This is a genomic window from Variovorax saccharolyticus, assembly GCF_030316765.1.
GTDB lineage: Bacteria > Pseudomonadota > Gammaproteobacteria > Burkholderiales > Burkholderiaceae_C > Variovorax > Variovorax saccharolyticus.
The window spans coordinates 541,694-556,853 of record NZ_JASZYT010000001.1; the positions used below are offsets into that span (position 1 = coordinate 541,694).

General features: G+C 69.2%; 14 protein-coding genes. 8 read left to right on the plus strand and 6 right to left on the minus strand.

The window, feature by feature from the left end; all coding sequences use genetic code 11:
- Nucleotides 1-31: 31 nt before the first annotated feature.
- Genes QTI45_RS02685 through QTI45_RS02695 form a run of 3 tightly spaced genes read right to left on the minus strand, consistent with a single transcriptional unit; the run spans nucleotide 32 to nucleotide 3,641 of the window.
- The gene (locus QTI45_RS02685) at nucleotides 32-1,000 is read right to left on the minus strand and encodes a TRAP transporter substrate-binding protein (RefSeq protein WP_286367213.1); all 969 of its coding nucleotides are present in this window, start codon (nucleotides 998-1,000) and stop codon (nucleotides 32-34) included.
- 44 nt (nucleotides 1,001-1,044) lie between these two features.
- Complete coding sequence (gene denD, locus QTI45_RS02690; protein WP_286653417.1) at nucleotides 1,045-2,064, minus strand: D-erythronate dehydrogenase; 1,020 nt, start codon at nucleotides 2,062-2,064, stop codon at nucleotides 1,045-1,047.
- Between the two features lie 29 nt (nucleotides 2,065-2,093).
- Nucleotides 2,094-3,641 carry an ABC transporter permease/substrate-binding protein gene (locus QTI45_RS02695; protein ID WP_286653418.1) on the minus strand — a complete coding sequence of 516 codons (1,548 nt, stop codon included), beginning with the start codon at nucleotides 3,639-3,641 and terminating at the stop codon, nucleotides 2,094-2,096.
- A gap of 72 nt (nucleotides 3,642-3,713) precedes the next feature.
- Here QTI45_RS02695 and QTI45_RS02700 point away from each other — a divergent pair, with 72 nt between their 5' ends.
- Both QTI45_RS02700 and QTI45_RS02705 read left to right on the plus strand, forming a co-directional pair.
- Nucleotides 3,714-4,553: an alpha/beta fold hydrolase gene (locus QTI45_RS02700; RefSeq protein WP_286367215.1), complete on the plus strand. Its 840-nt coding sequence runs from the start codon at nucleotides 3,714-3,716 to the stop codon at nucleotides 4,551-4,553.
- Between the two features lie 15 nt (nucleotides 4,554-4,568).
- The gene (locus QTI45_RS02705; protein ID WP_286653419.1) at nucleotides 4,569-5,687 is read left to right on the plus strand and encodes an ROK family protein; all 1,119 of its coding nucleotides are present in this window, start codon (nucleotides 4,569-4,571) and stop codon (nucleotides 5,685-5,687) included.
- Here QTI45_RS02705 and QTI45_RS02710 read toward each other — a convergent pair.
- Genes QTI45_RS02710 through QTI45_RS02720 form a run of 3 tightly spaced genes read right to left on the minus strand, consistent with a single transcriptional unit; the run spans nucleotide 5,665 to nucleotide 8,889 of the window.
- The gene (locus QTI45_RS02710; protein WP_286653420.1) at nucleotides 5,665-7,047 is read right to left on the minus strand and encodes a phospholipase D-like domain-containing protein; all 1,383 of its coding nucleotides are present in this window, start codon (nucleotides 7,045-7,047) and stop codon (nucleotides 5,665-5,667) included. The two genes, QTI45_RS02705 and QTI45_RS02710, sit on opposite strands and share 23 nt — an antisense overlap.
- Nucleotides 7,044-7,712: a glutathione S-transferase family protein gene (locus QTI45_RS02715; protein ID WP_286653421.1), complete on the minus strand. Its 669-nt coding sequence runs from the start codon at nucleotides 7,710-7,712 to the stop codon at nucleotides 7,044-7,046. Before QTI45_RS02715 ends, QTI45_RS02710 begins: the two co-directional genes overlap by 4 nt.
- Nucleotides 7,713-7,770: 58 nt before the next feature.
- Nucleotides 7,771-8,889 carry a 5-methyltetrahydropteroyltriglutamate--homocysteine S-methyltransferase gene (locus QTI45_RS02720; RefSeq protein ID WP_286653422.1) on the minus strand — a complete coding sequence of 373 codons (1,119 nt, stop codon included), beginning with the start codon at nucleotides 8,887-8,889 and terminating at the stop codon, nucleotides 7,771-7,773.
- A 145-nt stretch (nucleotides 8,890-9,034) separates the two neighbouring features.
- On the opposite strand from QTI45_RS02720, the gene QTI45_RS02725 reads away from it, so the two are divergent.
- The 6 genes from QTI45_RS02725 (at nucleotide 9,035) to QTI45_RS02750 (ending at nucleotide 15,127) form a co-directional block, all read left to right on the plus strand.
- On the plus strand, nucleotides 9,035-10,138 hold the full coding sequence (locus tag QTI45_RS02725) for an aromatic ring-hydroxylating dioxygenase subunit alpha (protein WP_286653423.1): 1,104 nt from the start codon (nucleotides 9,035-9,037) through the stop codon (nucleotides 10,136-10,138).
- Between the two features lie 16 nt (nucleotides 10,139-10,154).
- A complete protein-coding gene (locus QTI45_RS02730) occupies nucleotides 10,155-10,901 on the plus strand; it encodes a GntR family transcriptional regulator (protein ID WP_286367221.1) in 747 nt (248 codons plus the stop codon).
- A 13-nt stretch (nucleotides 10,902-10,914) separates the two neighbouring features.
- Nucleotides 10,915-11,925, plus strand: coding sequence for a PDR/VanB family oxidoreductase (locus tag QTI45_RS02735; protein WP_286653424.1), 1,011 nt, complete (start codon nucleotides 10,915-10,917; stop codon nucleotides 11,923-11,925).
- Between the two features lie 158 nt (nucleotides 11,926-12,083).
- The gene (locus QTI45_RS02740; protein WP_286367223.1) at nucleotides 12,084-13,256 is read left to right on the plus strand and encodes an ABC transporter substrate-binding protein; all 1,173 of its coding nucleotides are present in this window, start codon (nucleotides 12,084-12,086) and stop codon (nucleotides 13,254-13,256) included.
- 27 nt (nucleotides 13,257-13,283) lie between these two features.
- A complete protein-coding gene (locus QTI45_RS02745) occupies nucleotides 13,284-14,156 on the plus strand; it encodes a branched-chain amino acid ABC transporter permease (RefSeq protein WP_286653425.1) in 873 nt (290 codons plus the stop codon).
- Complete coding sequence (locus QTI45_RS02750; RefSeq protein WP_286653426.1) at nucleotides 14,156-15,127, plus strand: branched-chain amino acid ABC transporter permease; 972 nt, start codon at nucleotides 14,156-14,158, stop codon at nucleotides 15,125-15,127. The genes QTI45_RS02745 and QTI45_RS02750 overlap by 1 nt, the downstream gene beginning before the upstream one ends.
- Nucleotides 15,128-15,160 lie beyond the last annotated feature (33 nt).

Below are 15,160 nucleotides of genomic sequence, written 5' to 3' on the forward strand. Positions count from 1 at the left end.
GGGCGGTGGTGTCGCAGTCGCGCGGCGGCGCTTACTGGACGTCGCTGATCTTCTTGATGTTGTCGGCGCCGAATTCCTTGGCGTAGCCGGCGTAGGCCGGCTTGAGCGCCGCCCGGAAAGCGTCGCCGTCGACCTTGCGCGTGACCTTCATGCCGTCCTTCTCGAGCTGGGCGATGCCGTTGTTCTCGTCTTCGTTGACCTTCTTGCGCTGCGCTGCGCCGGCCTTCTTCGCGGCCTCGAGGAAGACCTTCTTGTCGGCGTCGGAGAGCTTGTTCCAGACCTTGGGCGACAGCAGCAGCAGCGCGGGCGAGTAGACGTGGGCGGTCAGCGAGAGGTGATTCTGCACCTGCGAGAACTTGGACGACAGGATCACGGGGATCGGGTTCTCCTGGCCGTCGACCGTGCCCTGCTGCAGCGCGCCGAACAGTTCGGGGAAGGCCATCGGCGTCGGCAGGATGCCGAAGGTGCGGTAGCCGTCCATGTGCACCTTGTTTTCCATGGTGCGCATCTTCAGGCCGGCAGCGTCGCTCGGCTTGACGATGTCGCGCTTGCTGTTGGTCATGTGGCGGAAACCGTTCTCGGTCCAGCCCAGCGCGATGATGCCCTTGCTCGGGAACTTGGCGAGGATGTCCTGGCCGATCGGGCCGTCCATGACCTTGCGTGCGTGGTCGTAGTCGCGGAACAGGAAGGGAATGTCGACGATCTTGACCTCGGGCACGAAGTTGCCGACCGGGCCGGTCGAGGTGTTGACCAGGTCCTGCGTGCCGAGCTGGATGGCCTCGATCTGCTCGCGCTCACCGCCGAGTGCCGAGTTCGGGAAGTGCTGGCACTTGTAGCGGCCTTGCGTACCCTTCTCGACCTCGTCGCAGAACACCGTGGAGCCGACGCCGTAGTGCGATTCCTTCGTGGTGGCGTAGCCGATCTTGAGCGTGGTGGTCTGGGCGAAGGCGCTGGCGCCGAGGGCGAGCGAAAGGCAGGCGGCGAGGGTGCCGAGTTTCATGGTGTCTCCGGGTGTTTTCTTGCAGGAATCTGCGAGCGTTTCGACTATGCCTGAAGCGGGAGCTTCACCTCGTCGGGATTTTCACGGACGTAGTCGCGCACCACGGCCTCGAAGCTGGCGTCGCGGCGCAGCCCGAGCGCGTCCGCGCGCGCGGTCTCGAAATGGCCGGGCCAGCTCTTCACGATGCGGCGGATCGCCGGGTCGGGCGTGCGGTCGAGCAGCGCGGTGGCGGCCGGGCCGGCCACGCGCTCGAGTGCCGCCGCCATCTCGCCCACGGTGGTGGCGAGCGAGGGCAGGTTGAGCGCGGTGCGCGGGCCCCACTCGGCGTCGCTGGCTTCGGCGGCGCGCACCAGCCCCTCGATGGTGCGCGCCGGCGAGGCGATGGCCACGGGTGTCTCGTCGGCGACCGGACAGGCCGCGCGCAGGCCGGCCAGCGGCTCGCGGATCATGCCGCTGAAGAAGCCCGAGGCAGCACCGTTGGGGCGGCCCGGCCGCACGCTCACCGTCATCAGGCGCACGCTGCGCCCGCGGATGAAGCCCTTGCGCGCGTAGTCGGCCACCAGTTGCTCGGCGATGAACTTCTGGATGCCGTAGCTGGTCTGCGGCGTCGGCAGCGTCTGGTCGGTGATCAGCTCGGGCAGCGGCTGCTCGGGCGAGTCCCCGAACACTGCGAGCGAACTCGAGAACACCAGCGTCGGCCGGCTGCCCAGGCGGCGGCAGGCTTCGAGCAGGGCGTTGGTGGCGGCGAAGTTGCTGCGCATGCCGAGGTCGAAATCGGCCTCGCATTCGCCGCTGACCGCGGCCGCCAGATGGAACGCCAGCGAAGTGTCGGCCGGCAGGACGCTGCCGGGCGCGGAGGCGAGCAGGTCGTTGAGGTCGCCGACCACGGCGGCCACGCGCGGGTCCGCGGCGAGATCGGCAGGCGGGGCAGCGCGATCGACCAGCGTGATCCTGCGGATCGCAGCCGCGGGGGCGCCGGCCAGCGCGAGCTGCGAACGGGCCAGCAGGGTGCGGGCCAGGCGGGCGCCGACGAATCCGGCGCCGCCGGTGATGACGATGTGCATGCGAGAGAGCCTCCTTTTCGGGGCCGAGTCTAAGCCGGGGGCCGCAGCTGCCCGCGGTGCCGGCGCATCAGGTGTTCGATGGCCTCGAACAGCGCCTCGCTCAGCAGCGCCAGCACCGCCGCGGGCACCGCACCGGCGACCAGCAGTTCGCGATCGTTGAGCGCGAGCCCGGTCACGATGCGTTCGCCGAAGCCGCCGGCACCGATGAAGGCGGCGATGGTGGCGGTGCCGATCGCGATGGTGGTCGCGGTGCGCACGCCGGCCAGCAGCGTCGGCAGCGCCAGCGGCAGCAGCACCACGCGCAGGTTCTGCGCGCCGGTCATGCCGAGCGCGGTGCCGGCTTCGCGCAGTCCGGGCGGCACCTCGGCCAGGCCGGTCACGGTGTTGCGCATGATCGGCAGCAGCGAATAGAGCGTCAGCGCGATCAGCGCAGGCAGCGTGCCGATCATGCCCAGCAGCGAGATCAGCACCGCCAGCATCGCCAGCGAGGGAATGGTCTGCAGCAGCCCGGTCAGGCCCAGCACCAGCGCCCGCAGCCGCACGTGGGCGAACACCGCGATGCCGACGGGCACGGCGACCAGGATCGCGATGCCGACCGAGACCGCGACCAGCAGCAGGTGCTGGCGTGCGAGGCGGCCGAGGTCGGGGCCGAAGAGCTTGGCCATGAAGCCGCGGGACGCGCCGTCCTTTGGCGAGGCCGCTTGCGCACCGGGCTGCTTCGCCGCGAGGAAGTCGCGCGCGATGACATCGAAGGCCACGCCCTGCAGCTCGGCCCGGGCGTTCATCGCGATCATCGCGCGCTCGTCGATGCGGCCCTCCAGCGCCTGCAGCGCGGCCCAGGCGGCGGGCAGCCTTGCCGGCAGGTCGAGCCGGTACAGCAGCACCGCGTCGTAGCGCGGGAAGTAGCGCCGGTCGTCCTCGAGCACGCGCAGGCCCAGGTGGTCGATCTTGGCATCGGTGGTGTAGATGTCGATGACATCGATCTGCCTGGCGGCGATGGCTTCGTAGGCCAGGCCGTGGTCGAGGCCGGTCGGCGCCTGGCTGAAGCCGTAGCGCGCCGCCAGCCCCTGCCAGCCGTCGGCGCGGCCGATGAATTCGTTCGACAGGCCGAGCCGGAGCTCGCGGTGCCCGGCCAGGTCGCTCAAGGTGCGCACGCCGAGCCGGTCGGCGTCGGCGGCGCGCATCGCCAGCGCGTAGCCGTCGTTGAATCCGAGCGGCACGGCGACGCCGAGCCCGAGCGGCCGCAGGGCGGCATTCATCTCGTCGCGCGTCATCGACTGCCCGCCCTTGAGGATCTCGAGGGCGATGGTGCCGGTGTACTCGGCATAGAGGTCGATGCCACCCGAGCGCAGGGCCTCGTAGACGATGGCGGTGTTGCCGAGCCCCTGCCTGACGGCCGGCGCGACCGCCGTCCGCGGCGCCGCGGTCTGCGCCAGCACCTCGGCCAGGATGTAGGACTCGGTGAAGCGCTTGGAGCCGACGCGCAGCGGCTGTTCCTGCGCCGCCGCGGCCATGGCCGCGCCCAGCAGGATGACGAGAGCCAGGACGGCGAGCCCGGTGCGGCGCAGCAGTTGCATCGCGGCCAGTGTATCGGCGCCCGCCCGGTTCGCGCGCGCTCGCCGCTCGAACCTGTCTTTCTCCTACAGCCGATGGTGCGCGCTGCTGATGGGCAGCGGACGGCCTTCGTTCACAGTCCACAGGTGCTGATCAACTACATCCGTCGCGGCCAAGGAAAGCCCCTGCTCCTCGTTCACGGGCTCGGGAGCAGCTGGCGGACCTGGCAGTCGGTCCTCGAACCGCTGGCCGCGGAGCGGGCCGTGGTCGCCATCGATCTCCCGGGTTTCGGCAAGAGCCCGCCGCTGGACGGCGAGGTCTCGGTGCGCACGCTGGCGAGCGCGGTCGCCCGCTTCCTGGCAGAGCACGACCTGCTCGGCGTCGATGCGGTCGGCAGTTCGATGGGCGCGCGCCTGGTGCTCGAGCTGGCGCGCCGCGGCGAGGTGCTGGGGGCGGTGGTCTCGCTGGGCCCGGCCGGCTTCTGGACCCGCTGGGAGCGCATGACCTACCAAGCCACGCTGTGCCTGTCGATGCGGCTGGCGCGAGGCCTCAAGACGTCGATGCCCACGATCGCAGCCCATGACTGGTCGCGCACGCTGCTGCTGGCGCGGTTTTCGCCCGAGGCCCGCCGCTTGTCGCCGGCGCTGGTGCTGGAGGAAATGCAGAGCTACGCCACGGCCGAGTCGTTCAGCCTGATGCTGAAGGACTCCGCGCGCGGTCCGCCGCTCGAAGGCTCGGGCTTCGGGACGCTCGCCAAGCCGGCCGTGATCGGCTGGGGCCGGCTCGACAGGATCTGCCATCCGCGGCAGGCGGCCCGCGCCCAGCAGTCCTTTCCCGATGCCCGGCTGCACTGGTTCGAGCGCTGCGGACACTACCCCCACTGGGATCAGCCCGAGCAGACCGCCCGGCTCATCCTCGACACCACCGCCGACTGAAAGGCACGCTTGCGAATGAACAAGAACACGAACACGAACGACGACGTGGAGAAGGACGAGGAAAACGCCGCCCGGGCCGGTGTGCACGGCGCCCGCGAGCTGCCTTCCGTGACGGTCGAGGGCTACAGCCTGCAACTGCGCGACAAGGACGGCTTCATCGGCGACCAGGCCAGCCAGACCGCGTTCAGGCAATTGCTGGAACGCTGGCGGCAGCGTCGCCGGCGCAAGGGCCGCGACCCGCTGGGCGGTGTGCATTCCAAGGACCTCAGCAAGAGCGAACTCGACGCCGCCCTGGGCGAGACCAGGACTTCGGAGGCAGCGGACGTGGTCCACGGCGTCATCGAGGAGTTCTCGGAAGAGCTGGCGTGGGTGATCGAGCGCTTCATGCGCCAGCCTTCGTGGAAGGGCGTGCAGCGGATCGTGATCGGCGGCGGCTTTCCGGGCAGCGACGTCGGCGAGCGCGCGGTGCTGCAGGCGGCGGCGGTGCTGCAGCACATGAAGGTCTCGGTCGAACTGGCCCGCATCTGCCACGAGCCGGACGACGGTGGCCTGCTCGGCTGGGTCCACCTGGTGCCGCCAGACATGCAAAAGGGCCATGACGCGATCCTCGCGCTCGACATCGGCGGCACCAACGTGCGCTGCGGCATCGTCAAGCTGCGCAAGAAGCGGGCGCCCGACCTGTCCAGGGCCAAGGTGGTGCGGCGCGAGAAGTGGCGCCACGCGGTCGACCGCCCAAGCCGCAAGCAGCTGATCGACCGGCTGGCCGAGATGCTCGAGGCGCAGATCCGCTACTGCCGCAAGAAGGGCATCCGGCTGGCGCCCTTCATCGGCATCGCCTGCCCGGGGCTGATCCGCAAGGACGGCTCGATCTCGCGCGGCGCGCAGAACCTGCCGGGCGATTGGGAGAGCGACAACTTCCACCTGCCGAGCGAACTCGTCAAGCGGCTGCCGGAGATCGCCGGCGAGCCGACCGTGGCGCTGATGCACAACGATGCGGTGGTGCAGGGCCTGAGCGAGCTGCCCTTCATGCAGGACGTGAAGCGCTGGGCGGTGCTGACCATCGGCACCGGGCTGGGCAATGCGAGCTACACGAACAAGCCGCGCACGGCGCTCAAAGCTGGAAAGCGATCGTGAGCAGCAGCCCTTCGGCGATGTCGCGCAGCAGCCCCGGCGTGCGCGCGCGGTAGGTCTCGCCGGCCGAAGCGGTGGTCTCGATCCACTGGGCCAGCCAGTCGATCTCGGCGCGGCCATAGAACACCACCGCCGCTTCGTGGTTGAGCAGCAGGCTGCGCAGGTCGAGATTGATCGATCCGCAGAGCGCCAGGTCTTCATCGACCACCACCGCCTTGGCGTGCGCCATGAAGGGCAGCATCTTGAAGAGTACGCCGGCGCGCGCCAGGTCGCGCATGGTGCGGGCACGCACGAAATCGGCCAGGCGGTGATTGGACTGGGCGGGGATCGCGATCGTCACCTGCACGCCGCGGCGGGCCGCCAACCGCAGCGCATCGCGCAGGCCGTCGCCGGGCACGAAGTAGGGCGTGACCGCGAGCAGGCGGTGTTCGGCGCGGAAACAGGCATCGATCAGCAGCGCCTGGGCCGTGTCCTCGGTCTGGTCCGGGCCGCTGGGCAGGAACTGCGCCGGGCTGCCGTCTTCCTGCGGGCCCGTGTCGGCCGCGATGGCTCGCGACTGGTGGCCTCGCACCGAAGTCCAGTCATGGTCGAACTGGCGCGCGGCCGCGACCGCGACGTCGCCCTGGAGGTCGAAGGAGAGATCGCGCCAGGCCACCGGATGGCTGTCGTTGCCGGTGAAGTACTCGCCCGCCAGGTTGCGGCCGCCGGACCAGAGCCGGTGGTCGTCGGCGATCGTGAGCTTGCGGTGGTTGCGCAGGTTGCGCGGGCCGCTGCGGTGCAGGCTGAAGATCGGCCGGAAGACCGCCACCTCGGCGCCGGCGTCGCGCAGCGACTCGAAATGCGTGCGCGGCAGCGACAGCGCGCCGAAGCCGTCGAGCAGCACCCGCACCTTGATGCCGCCGCGGGCCCGCCGCGACAGGCGGTTGATGACCTCGTGCCCCAGCGCGTCGTCGCCGATGATGAAGGTCGACACGTCGATGGAATGCCGAGCGCCCTCGATGACCTCGAACAGCGCATCGCGCGCGGCGGCGCCGTCCGAGTGCAGGCGCACGCCGCAGCGGCTGGGCGCCGCGAGGCCGAAGCTCTCGACCAGTTCGGCCGCCCAGTGGCCCGCCGGCGCCGAGCGCGGCGGCCGCGGGGTGCCCACGGGTCGCAGCTTGCGCTGGCCGAAGACCAGGTACATCGGCAGCACCACGTAGGGCAGCAGCAACAGGCCCATCACCCAGGCGATGGCGGTGGTGGGCGCGCGCTGCTCGCGCCGGGCCCGCGTGGTGAGCACATAGACCAGCAGTGCGAAGGTCACGACCAGCAGATGCTGCGACGGCGATGGCAGCCAGTCGAGCAGGTCGTCGACGCGGTTCACGTACGGACCAGCGCCTGCAGGTGCGGCGGCACGGGGCGGCCTTCCGAGGCCAGGAAGCGCATCATCGCGCCGACCACTTCGCGCACCGGCGGCCGTGCGCCCATGCGCTCGCGCCAGGCCAGCAGGCGCGGCGTGGCGCCGGTCATCAGGGCGCCCTTGCGTTCGGCGAACACCTGCGCCATGTAGAAGGCGATGTCGGCGAAGGAGTAGGGGCCGGCGAGGAACTCGCGGTCGGCGAGCAGGGCTTCGAGCCTGCCGTAGAAGGCCGCGCAGCCGGCGCAGGCCGCGATGGCGGGCTCGCTCTGCATGGCATCCTGCAGCCCGAAGAGCCTGATGACATGCGGAAAGAACACCTCGTCCGATTCGAGCTCGAGCCGTCGCGCCCGCGCCCGGGGCGCGACGCCGGCGGGCCACAGGGCCGGCTCGGGGAAGCGGTCTTCGAGGTATTCGAAGATCTGGGTCGAGTCGAACAGCTCGACATCGTCGTCGATCAGTACCGGCACCTGCCGCTTCGGATTGACCCGCAGCACCTCGGGATGCTTCGGCTCGTAGCGGTCGTCGCGGTCGAAGGGCACCATCACGCAGTCGAACGCGAGGCCCTTCTCGAGCGCCGCGATCTGCACCTTGGCGCCGAACATGCTGAGGGGGGCGGTATAGAGCTTCATCCCCCCCGAGCCTACTTCACACCGGCCCGGAGTCCAACCGGGCGGCGCTGGCGCGTTGCTACGCGCCCCAGACTTCCTGCGCGGTCTCGACCACCAGCCGCAGCTTGGCGCGCTGCGCCTCGACCGCGATGTTGTTGCCGTGCACCGTGCTGGAGAAGCCGCACTGCGGCGACAGCGCGAGCTGGTCGAGCGAGACGTACTTGGCAGCCGCCTCGATACGGGCCTTGAGCTCGTCCTTGTCTTCCATCTCGCCGAACTTGGTGGTCACCAGGCCCAGCACCACGGTCTTGCCCTTGGGCAGGAAGCGCAGCGGCCGGAAGTCGCCCGAGCGGGCGTCGTCGTATTCGAGGAAGTAGGCGTCGAGGTCCATCTCCTTCAGCAGCGCCTCGGCCACCGGCTCGTAGTTGCCGGCCGCCGCATGCGTGCTCTTGAAGTTGCCGCGGCACAGGTGCATCGCCAGGATCATGCCCTCGGGCTTCTGCGCCACCACCTTGTTGATGAAGGCGGCGTAGCGGTGCGGCAGCTCGTTCGGGTCGTCGCCGCGCTGGCGCGCCGCTTCGCGCATCTTCTCGTCGCAGAGGTAGGCGAGGTTGGTGTCGTCCATCTGCACGTAGGTGCAGCCCGCGGCCGCGAGCGAGCGCAGCTCGTCGCCATAGGCCTTCGCGACGTCGTCGTAGAACACCGGGTCGAGCTCGGGGTAGGCCTCGCGGCTGATGCCGGCGCGACCGCCGCGGAAATGCAGCATGGTGGGCGAGGGGATCGTGACCTTGGGCGTGTTGCCCGCCGACACCTGGCTCTTGAGGTACTCGAAGTCGGCCAGCTGGATGTTCTTGGCGTGGCGCACCTTGTCGATCACGCGCATGACGGGCGGGGCCAGCTCTTCGGTGCCGTCGGGCTTGCGGATGGTGACCGGGATGTCGGTCTTCACGCCGCCGAGCTGCTCGAGGAAGTCGATGTGGAAGTAGGTGCGGCGGAATTCGCCGTCGGTGATGCTCTTCAGGCCGATGTCTTCCTGGAACTTGACGATCTCGGTGATCGCCTTGTCTTCGACCTGGCGAAGCTGCTCGGGGGTGATCTCGCCCTTGGCTTTCTGCTCGCGGGCGTCGAGCAGGTATTTAGGACGCAGGAAGCTGCCGACGTGGTCGTAGCGGGCAGGCAGGGAGGCGTGCTGGGACATGAAGTGGCTCCGTCGTATCTGGGAAAGAACGGTGATCGTATCCGGACAGGATTGCCGTCTGATGGATACAGAAAGATCAGTGTTTACCCTTTAAATGGTTGAAATCCATGGACTTTATCTCATTGCTGTATACATTGCGTATCCCATGAAAGCCGAAAACCGCCCCTTTCCGCTCAACGCCTGGTACGCGGCCGCCTACGACGTGGAGGTCTCGCACGCCTTGCTGGCGCGCACCGTCTGCAACCAGAAGCTGGTGCTGTACCGGCGCACCGATGGCGCGATCGCTGCCCTCGAAGACGCCTGCTGGCATCGGCTGATGCCGCTGTCGCTGGGCCGGCTGGAGGGTGACGAGGTGGTCTGCGGCTACCACGGGCTGGTCTACAACAGCCAGGGGCGCTGCACCTTCATGCCGAGCCAGGAGACGCTGAATCCGTCGGCCTGCGTGCGGGCCTATCCGGTGGTCGAAAAGCACCGCTTCGTCTGGGTCTGGCCCGGCGATCCGGCCAAGGCCGATCCGGCGCTGGTGCCCGACATGCACTGGAACGACGACCCCGAATGGGCCGGCGACGGCAAGATGATCCGGGTCGCCTGCGACTACCGGCTGGTGGTCGACAACCTCATGGACCTGACTCACGAGACCTTCGTGCACGGCTCGTCGATCGGCAACCGCGCGGTGGCCGAGGCACCTTTCGTCGCCACCCATGGCGACCGCTCGGCCACGGTCACGCGCTGGATGGAGAACATCGAGGCGCCGCCGTTCTGGGCCGGGCAGATCCACCATGCGCGCGGCTACCGCGGGCCTGTCGACCGCTGGCAGATCATCCGCTTCGAGGGGCCGTGCACGGTCAACATCGACGTCGGCGTGGCCGAGGCGGGCAGCGGCGCGGTGCCGCGCGACGGCCAGCCGGGCGACCGCAGCAAGGGCGTCAACGGCTACGTGCTCAACACCATCACGCCCGAGACCGACGGCACCTGCCTCTATTTCTGGGCCTTCGCGCGCAACTACTGCGTCGGCGAACAGCGTCTCACGCACCAGCTGCGCGAGGGTGTGGCCGGCATCTTCCGCGAGGACGAACTGGTGCTCGAGGCCCAGCAGCGCGCGATCGACGAGCGGCCCGACTACAGCTTCTACAACCTCAACATCGATGCCGGCGCGATGTGGGCGCGGCGGCTCATCGACCAGATGGTGGCGCGCGAGAAGCCGCGCACGGCGACCATTCCGATCGCGCCGGCAGAGGCGGCGCGATGAGCGCGGAGCTTCACCCATGAGCGGCGAAGCGGTCGAGGCCAGCAGCTCGCAGGCGGTCAAGGCCCAGTTGCGGCTGCGCGAGATGATCCTGGCCGGCGAACTGGCCGGTGGCGCCCGGATCGCCGAGGTGGCGGTCTCGGAACTGCTCGGCGTCTCGCGCACGCCGGTGCGCAGCGCGCTGATGCGACTCGAGCAGGAAGGCCTGCTCGAGGGCCTGCCGAACGGCGGCTATGCGGTGCGGACTTTTTCGGAGCGCGACGTGGCCGACGCGATCGAATTGCGCGGCACGCTGGAAGGCCTGTCGGCGCGGCTGGCGGCCGAGCGCGGCGCGCCGCCGGTGGTGCTGCGCGAGGCCCGGGCCTGCCTGCGGCGCATCGACGAACTGCTGCGCGACCCGGCGCTCGACGACGCGGCCTTCTCGCGCTATGTCGCCTTCAACGAGGAGTTCCACCGGCTGCTGTCCGAAATGTCGGGCAGCGCGCTGATCGCCAAGCAGATGGAGCGCGTGATCAACCTGCCTTTCGCCTCGCCTTCGGGCTTCGTCGTCGTGCAGGCCAACTCGCCGGCGGCGCGCGACATGCTGCTGATCGCACAGGACCAGCATGGCCAGGTGCTCGATGCGATCGAGAACCGCGAAGGCTCGCGCGCCGAGGCGCTGATGCGCGAGCACAGCCGCATCGCGCAGCGCAACCTGCGGGAGGCCCTGCACGGGGCGCAAAGCCATCCCCTGCCGGGCGTGCAACTGATTCGCCGAAGGGCGTGAAGACATTCCGAAGATGAAAAGCGATATCCACTGGTTGCCGGCGCGCGTCAGCGCACTGCGCGATGTCAGCGCCACCGTGCGTGAATTCGAGATCACGCCCGAGTCGGGCGAGGCCACCGGCCATGAAGCCGGCGCCCATCTGCAGGTACAGGTGCTGGTCGGCGCGCCCGGTGCGGGGCGCATGCAGAACCGCTCCTATTCGCTGGTCGGTTCGCCCGATGGACGCGCCTGGCGGATCGCGGTGAAGCGGCTCGACGAGGGCCGCGGCGGCTCGCTCGCGATGTGGCGGCTGGCCGTCGGCGACCGGCTGCTGGTGAGCGAGCCGCAGAGCCACTTCGGCCTCGACCTCACGGCGCCGGGCTACCTGCTGGTGGCCGGCGGCATCGGCATCACGCCGCTGGTCTACATGGCGCAGCGCTTGGCCGCGCTGGCCGGGCGCAGCGGTGTTCCGGTGCGCATGCTCTACGGCGCCCGCAGCGAGTCCGAACTGGCCTATCTGCCGGACCTGCGGCAGGCGCTGGAGCCGCAGGCCAGCGCCAGCCTGCAGGCCTACGCCGGCAGTGCGGCGATCGACTTCGCCGCCGAGATCGCCGCGCTGCCTGCGGGCGGGCAGCTCTACACCTGCGGCCCGGTGCCGATGCTCGAGGCCGTCAAGCGCGCCTGGGCCGCGGCCGGCCGCCCGCAGGCCGACCTGCGCTTCGAGACCTTCGGCAGCAGCGGCCGGCTTCCGACCCAGGCTTTCGAAGTGCGCATTCCGCGCCACGACCTGGCGATCACGGTGGCCGCCGGCAGCACGCTGCTCGAGGCGCTCGAGGGCGCCGGCATCCAGACCCTTTGGGACTGCCGGCGCGGCGAGTGCGGCCTGTGCGCGATGGACGTGCTGGCGCTCGATGGCGAGATCGACCACCGCGACGTCTTCCTGAGCGAGCACGAGAAGCAAGAGGGCCGCCGCATCTGCGCCTGCGTCTCGCGCGCAGTCGGCTCGATCACGCTCGACTCCGCCTGGCGTCCCGACAATCCCTGAGGCATCGCATGCTTTGCGCGATCATCGCGCAGTCGTTTTGTTCATCGCGCAGAATTCCGCGCCCCGGCTTGATGCCTAGGTAGTTGCCGGCAACCCGGCTTGCTTGCATCTGGTCACAATATGCCCCGTTCCGCATCCCATTGAAAAAGGAGAGTTCCATGCTTCGTCGCCACCTCGTCCAGGCCGCCAGCCTGACCGCCATCGCGCTGGCCATGCCCCTGGCCCACGCGCAGGACAACACCTTCAAGATCGGGATGATCCTGCCGATGACCGGCCAGTCGGCCTCCACCGGCCGCCAAATCGAGGCCGCCGCGCGTCTTTACATGGCCCAGCATGGCGACACGGTGGCCGGCAAGAAGGTCCAGCTGATCGTCAAGGACGACACCGGCCTGCCCGATGTCACCAAGCGCATCGCGCAGGAGATGGTGGTCAACGACAAGGTCAACGTGCTGGCCGGCTTCGGCCTGACGCCGCTGGCGCTGGCCGTGGCGCCGATCGCGACCCAGTCGAAGACGCCCGAGATCGTGATGGCCGCGGCCACCTCGAGCATCACGCAGGCCTCGCCCTACATCGTGCGTTCGAGCTTCACGCTGCCGCAGGCGGCGGTCGCGATGGGCGACTGGGCGCCCAAGAACGGCATCAAGTCGGTGGTCACGCTGGTGGCCGACTACGGTCCCGGCAACGACGCCGAGAAATTCTTCTCCGAGCGCTTCGAGCTCAATGGCGGGAAGGTGATCGAGAAGCTGCGGGTGCCGCTGCGCAACCCGGACTTCGCGCCTTTCCTGCAGAAGGTGCGCGATGCCAAGCCCGACGCGCTGTTCGTCTTCGTGCCCTCGGGCGCCGGCGCGGCCGTGATGAAGCAGTTCCTGGAACGCGGCATGGACAAGGCCGGCATCAAGCTGATCGGCACCGGCGACGTGACCGACGACGACCAGCTCAACGACATGGGCGACGGCGCCCTTGGCGTGGTCACCTCGCACCACTATTCGACGGCCCATCCGTCGGCGCTGAACAAGAAGTTCGTGGCCGACTTCCAGGCCGCCAACAAGAACATGCGGCCGAACTTCATGGCCGTCGGCGGCTATGACGGCATGCGCATCATCTACGAGGCGCTCAAGACGACTAAGGGCCAGGGCGGCGGCGACGCGCTGCTGGCCGCCATGAAGGGCCAGGTCTTCGAGAGCCCGCGCGGCCCGGTGCTGATCGACGCCCAGACCCGCGACATCACGCAGGACATCTACCTGCGCAAGGTCGAGAAGAAGGACGGCCAGCTCTGGAACGTCGAGTTCGACGTCATCAAGTCCGTCAAGGACCCGGGCAAGAGCAAGTAAGCCAGACGAAGGGTTCCGGACAGCCGCATGCTGACTATTCTTTTTGACGGCATCGCCTACGGGATGCTGCTGTTCGTGCTCGCGGTCGGCCTGGCCGTGACGCTGGGCCTGATGAACTTCATCAACCTCGCGCATGGCGCCTTCGCAATGGCGGGGGGCTACCTCACGGTGTTCGCGATGCAGAAGCTGGGCGTGCCCTTCCTGCTGTGCCTGCCGCTGGCTTTCGTCGTGGTCGGCGCGGCGGGTGCGCTGCTCGAGCGCACGCTCTACCGGCCGATGTACGGCAAGCCGCACCTGGACCAGGTGCTGTTCTCGATCGGCCTGGCCTTCATGGCGGTGGCCGCGGTCGACTACTTCGTCGGCTCCTCGCAGCAGAACATCCACCTGCCCGAATGGCTGGGCGGGCGCACCGAGATCGGCGACGGCGCTCTGCTGCTGGGCATGGGCCACTATCGCCTCTTCATCATCGCGGTGTGCGCGCTGCTGACCGTGGTGCTGCAGCTGATCCTCTCGAAGACGCGCTTCGGCAGCCGGCTGCGCGCCGCGGTCGACGACCCGCGCGTGGCGGCCGGCCTGGGCATCAATGTCAACGTGGTGTTCCTGCTGACCTTCGCGGTGGGCTCGGGGCTGGCCGGGCTGGGCGGCGCGCTGGGCGCCGAGATCCTCGGCCTCGATCCGACCTTCCCGCTCAAGTACATGATCTATTTCCTCATCGTGGTCTCGGTCGGCGGCACCTCGTCGATCACCGGGCCGCTGCTGGCCGCGCTGCTGCTCGGCATCGCCGACGTGGCGGGCAAGTACTTCATCCCGAAGATGGGCGCCTTCACGGTCTACCTGCTGATGATCCTGATCCTGATGTGGCGGCCGCAGGGGCTGTTCACGCGCAAGGGGGGCAAGTGATGGATTTCCGGCAACCCCTCCTCAGGAAGGCCGGCTGGCGGCCTTGGGAATTCGCGCTCTGGGCGGTCGCCTTCGCGCTGCCGCTGCTGGTGCCCTCGCATGCACTGATGATCAACGAGGTCGCGATCGTCGCGCTGTTCGCGATGTCGCTCGACCTGATCCTCGGCTACACCGGCATCGTGTCGCTGGGCCACGCGGCCTTCTTCGGCTTCGGTGCCTATGCCGCGGCGCTGTTCGCCAAGCACGTGCTGCCCGATCCGACGATCGGCCTGCTGGTCGCCATCGTGCTGTCGGCGCTGCTTGGCGCGGTCGCCAGCGTCACCATCCTGCGCGGCAGCGACCTGACGCGGCTGATGGTCACGCTGGGCACCGCGCTGCTGCTGCTCGAGCTGGCCAACAAGCTCGACTGGCTGACCGGCGGCGCCGATGGCCTTCAGGGCGTGGTGATGGGTCCGGTGCTGGGCCTCTTCGACTTCGACCTCTACGGGCGCACGGCGGCCTGGTACTCGCTCTCGGTGATGCTGCTGCTGTTCCTGCTGATGCGCCGGCTGGTGCATTCGCCCTTCGGCGCCACGCTCAAGGCGATCCGCGACAACCGCCTGCGCGCGATGGCGATCGGCATTCCGGTGGTGTCGCGGCTGGCCGTGATCTACACGGTCGCGGCCGCCGTGGCAGGCGGTGCGGGTGCCTTGCTGGCGCAGACCACCGGCTTCGCCTCGCTCGACGTGCTGGCCTTCGACCGCTCGGCCGACGTGGTGCTGATGCTGGTGATCGGCGGCGTCGGCTGGCTCTACGGCGGCATCGCCGGCGCGATCGTCTTCAAGCTGCTGCAGGACACGCTGTCCAGCGTCACGCCGCAGTACTGGATGTTCTGGATCGGCCTGATCCTGGTGCTGCTGGTGCTGGTCGGGCGCGACCGCCTGCTCAAGCCCTGGACCTGGTTCGGCGCGCGCAAGGCGGTGAAGCCATGAGCGCCGCCCGGCCGCCCGAAGGCGCTCGCACCG

What these genes read in the sequence shown, in the direction of transcription:
- QTI45_RS02700 (WP_286367215.1), top strand. Translation starts at nt 3,714, where the DNA reads ATGGTGCGCGCTGCTGATGGGCAGCGGACGGCCTTCGTTCACAGTCCA.
- QTI45_RS02730 (WP_286367221.1), top strand. Translation starts at nt 10,155, where the DNA reads ATGAGCGGCGAAGCGGTCGAGGCCAGCAGCTCGCAGGCGGTCAAGGCC.
- QTI45_RS02720 (WP_286653422.1), bottom strand. Translation starts at nt 8,889, where the DNA reads ATGTCCCAGCACGCCTCCCTGCCTGCCCGCTACGACCACGTCGGCAGC.
- QTI45_RS02750 (WP_286653426.1), top strand. Translation starts at nt 14,156, where the DNA reads ATGGATTTCCGGCAACCCCTCCTCAGGAAGGCCGGCTGGCGGCCTTGG.
- QTI45_RS02735 (WP_286653424.1), top strand. Translation starts at nt 10,915, where the DNA reads ATGAAAAGCGATATCCACTGGTTGCCGGCGCGCGTCAGCGCACTGCGC.
- QTI45_RS02695 (WP_286653418.1), bottom strand. Translation starts at nt 3,641, where the DNA reads ATGCAACTGCTGCGCCGCACCGGGCTCGCCGTCCTGGCTCTCGTCATC.
- QTI45_RS02725 (WP_286653423.1), top strand. Translation starts at nt 9,035, where the DNA reads ATGAAAGCCGAAAACCGCCCCTTTCCGCTCAACGCCTGGTACGCGGCC.
- denD (WP_286653417.1), bottom strand. Translation starts at nt 2,064, where the DNA reads ATGCACATCGTCATCACCGGCGGCGCCGGATTCGTCGGCGCCCGCCTG.
- QTI45_RS02745 (WP_286653425.1), top strand. Translation starts at nt 13,284, where the DNA reads ATGCTGACTATTCTTTTTGACGGCATCGCCTACGGGATGCTGCTGTTC.
- QTI45_RS02715 (WP_286653421.1), bottom strand. Translation starts at nt 7,712, where the DNA reads ATGAAGCTCTATACCGCCCCCCTCAGCATGTTCGGCGCCAAGGTGCAG.
- QTI45_RS02685 (WP_286367213.1), bottom strand. Translation starts at nt 1,000, where the DNA reads ATGAAACTCGGCACCCTCGCCGCCTGCCTTTCGCTCGCCCTCGGCGCC.
- QTI45_RS02705 (WP_286653419.1), top strand. Translation starts at nt 4,569, where the DNA reads ATGAACAAGAACACGAACACGAACGACGACGTGGAGAAGGACGAGGAA.
- QTI45_RS02740 (WP_286367223.1), top strand. Translation starts at nt 12,084, where the DNA reads ATGCTTCGTCGCCACCTCGTCCAGGCCGCCAGCCTGACCGCCATCGCG.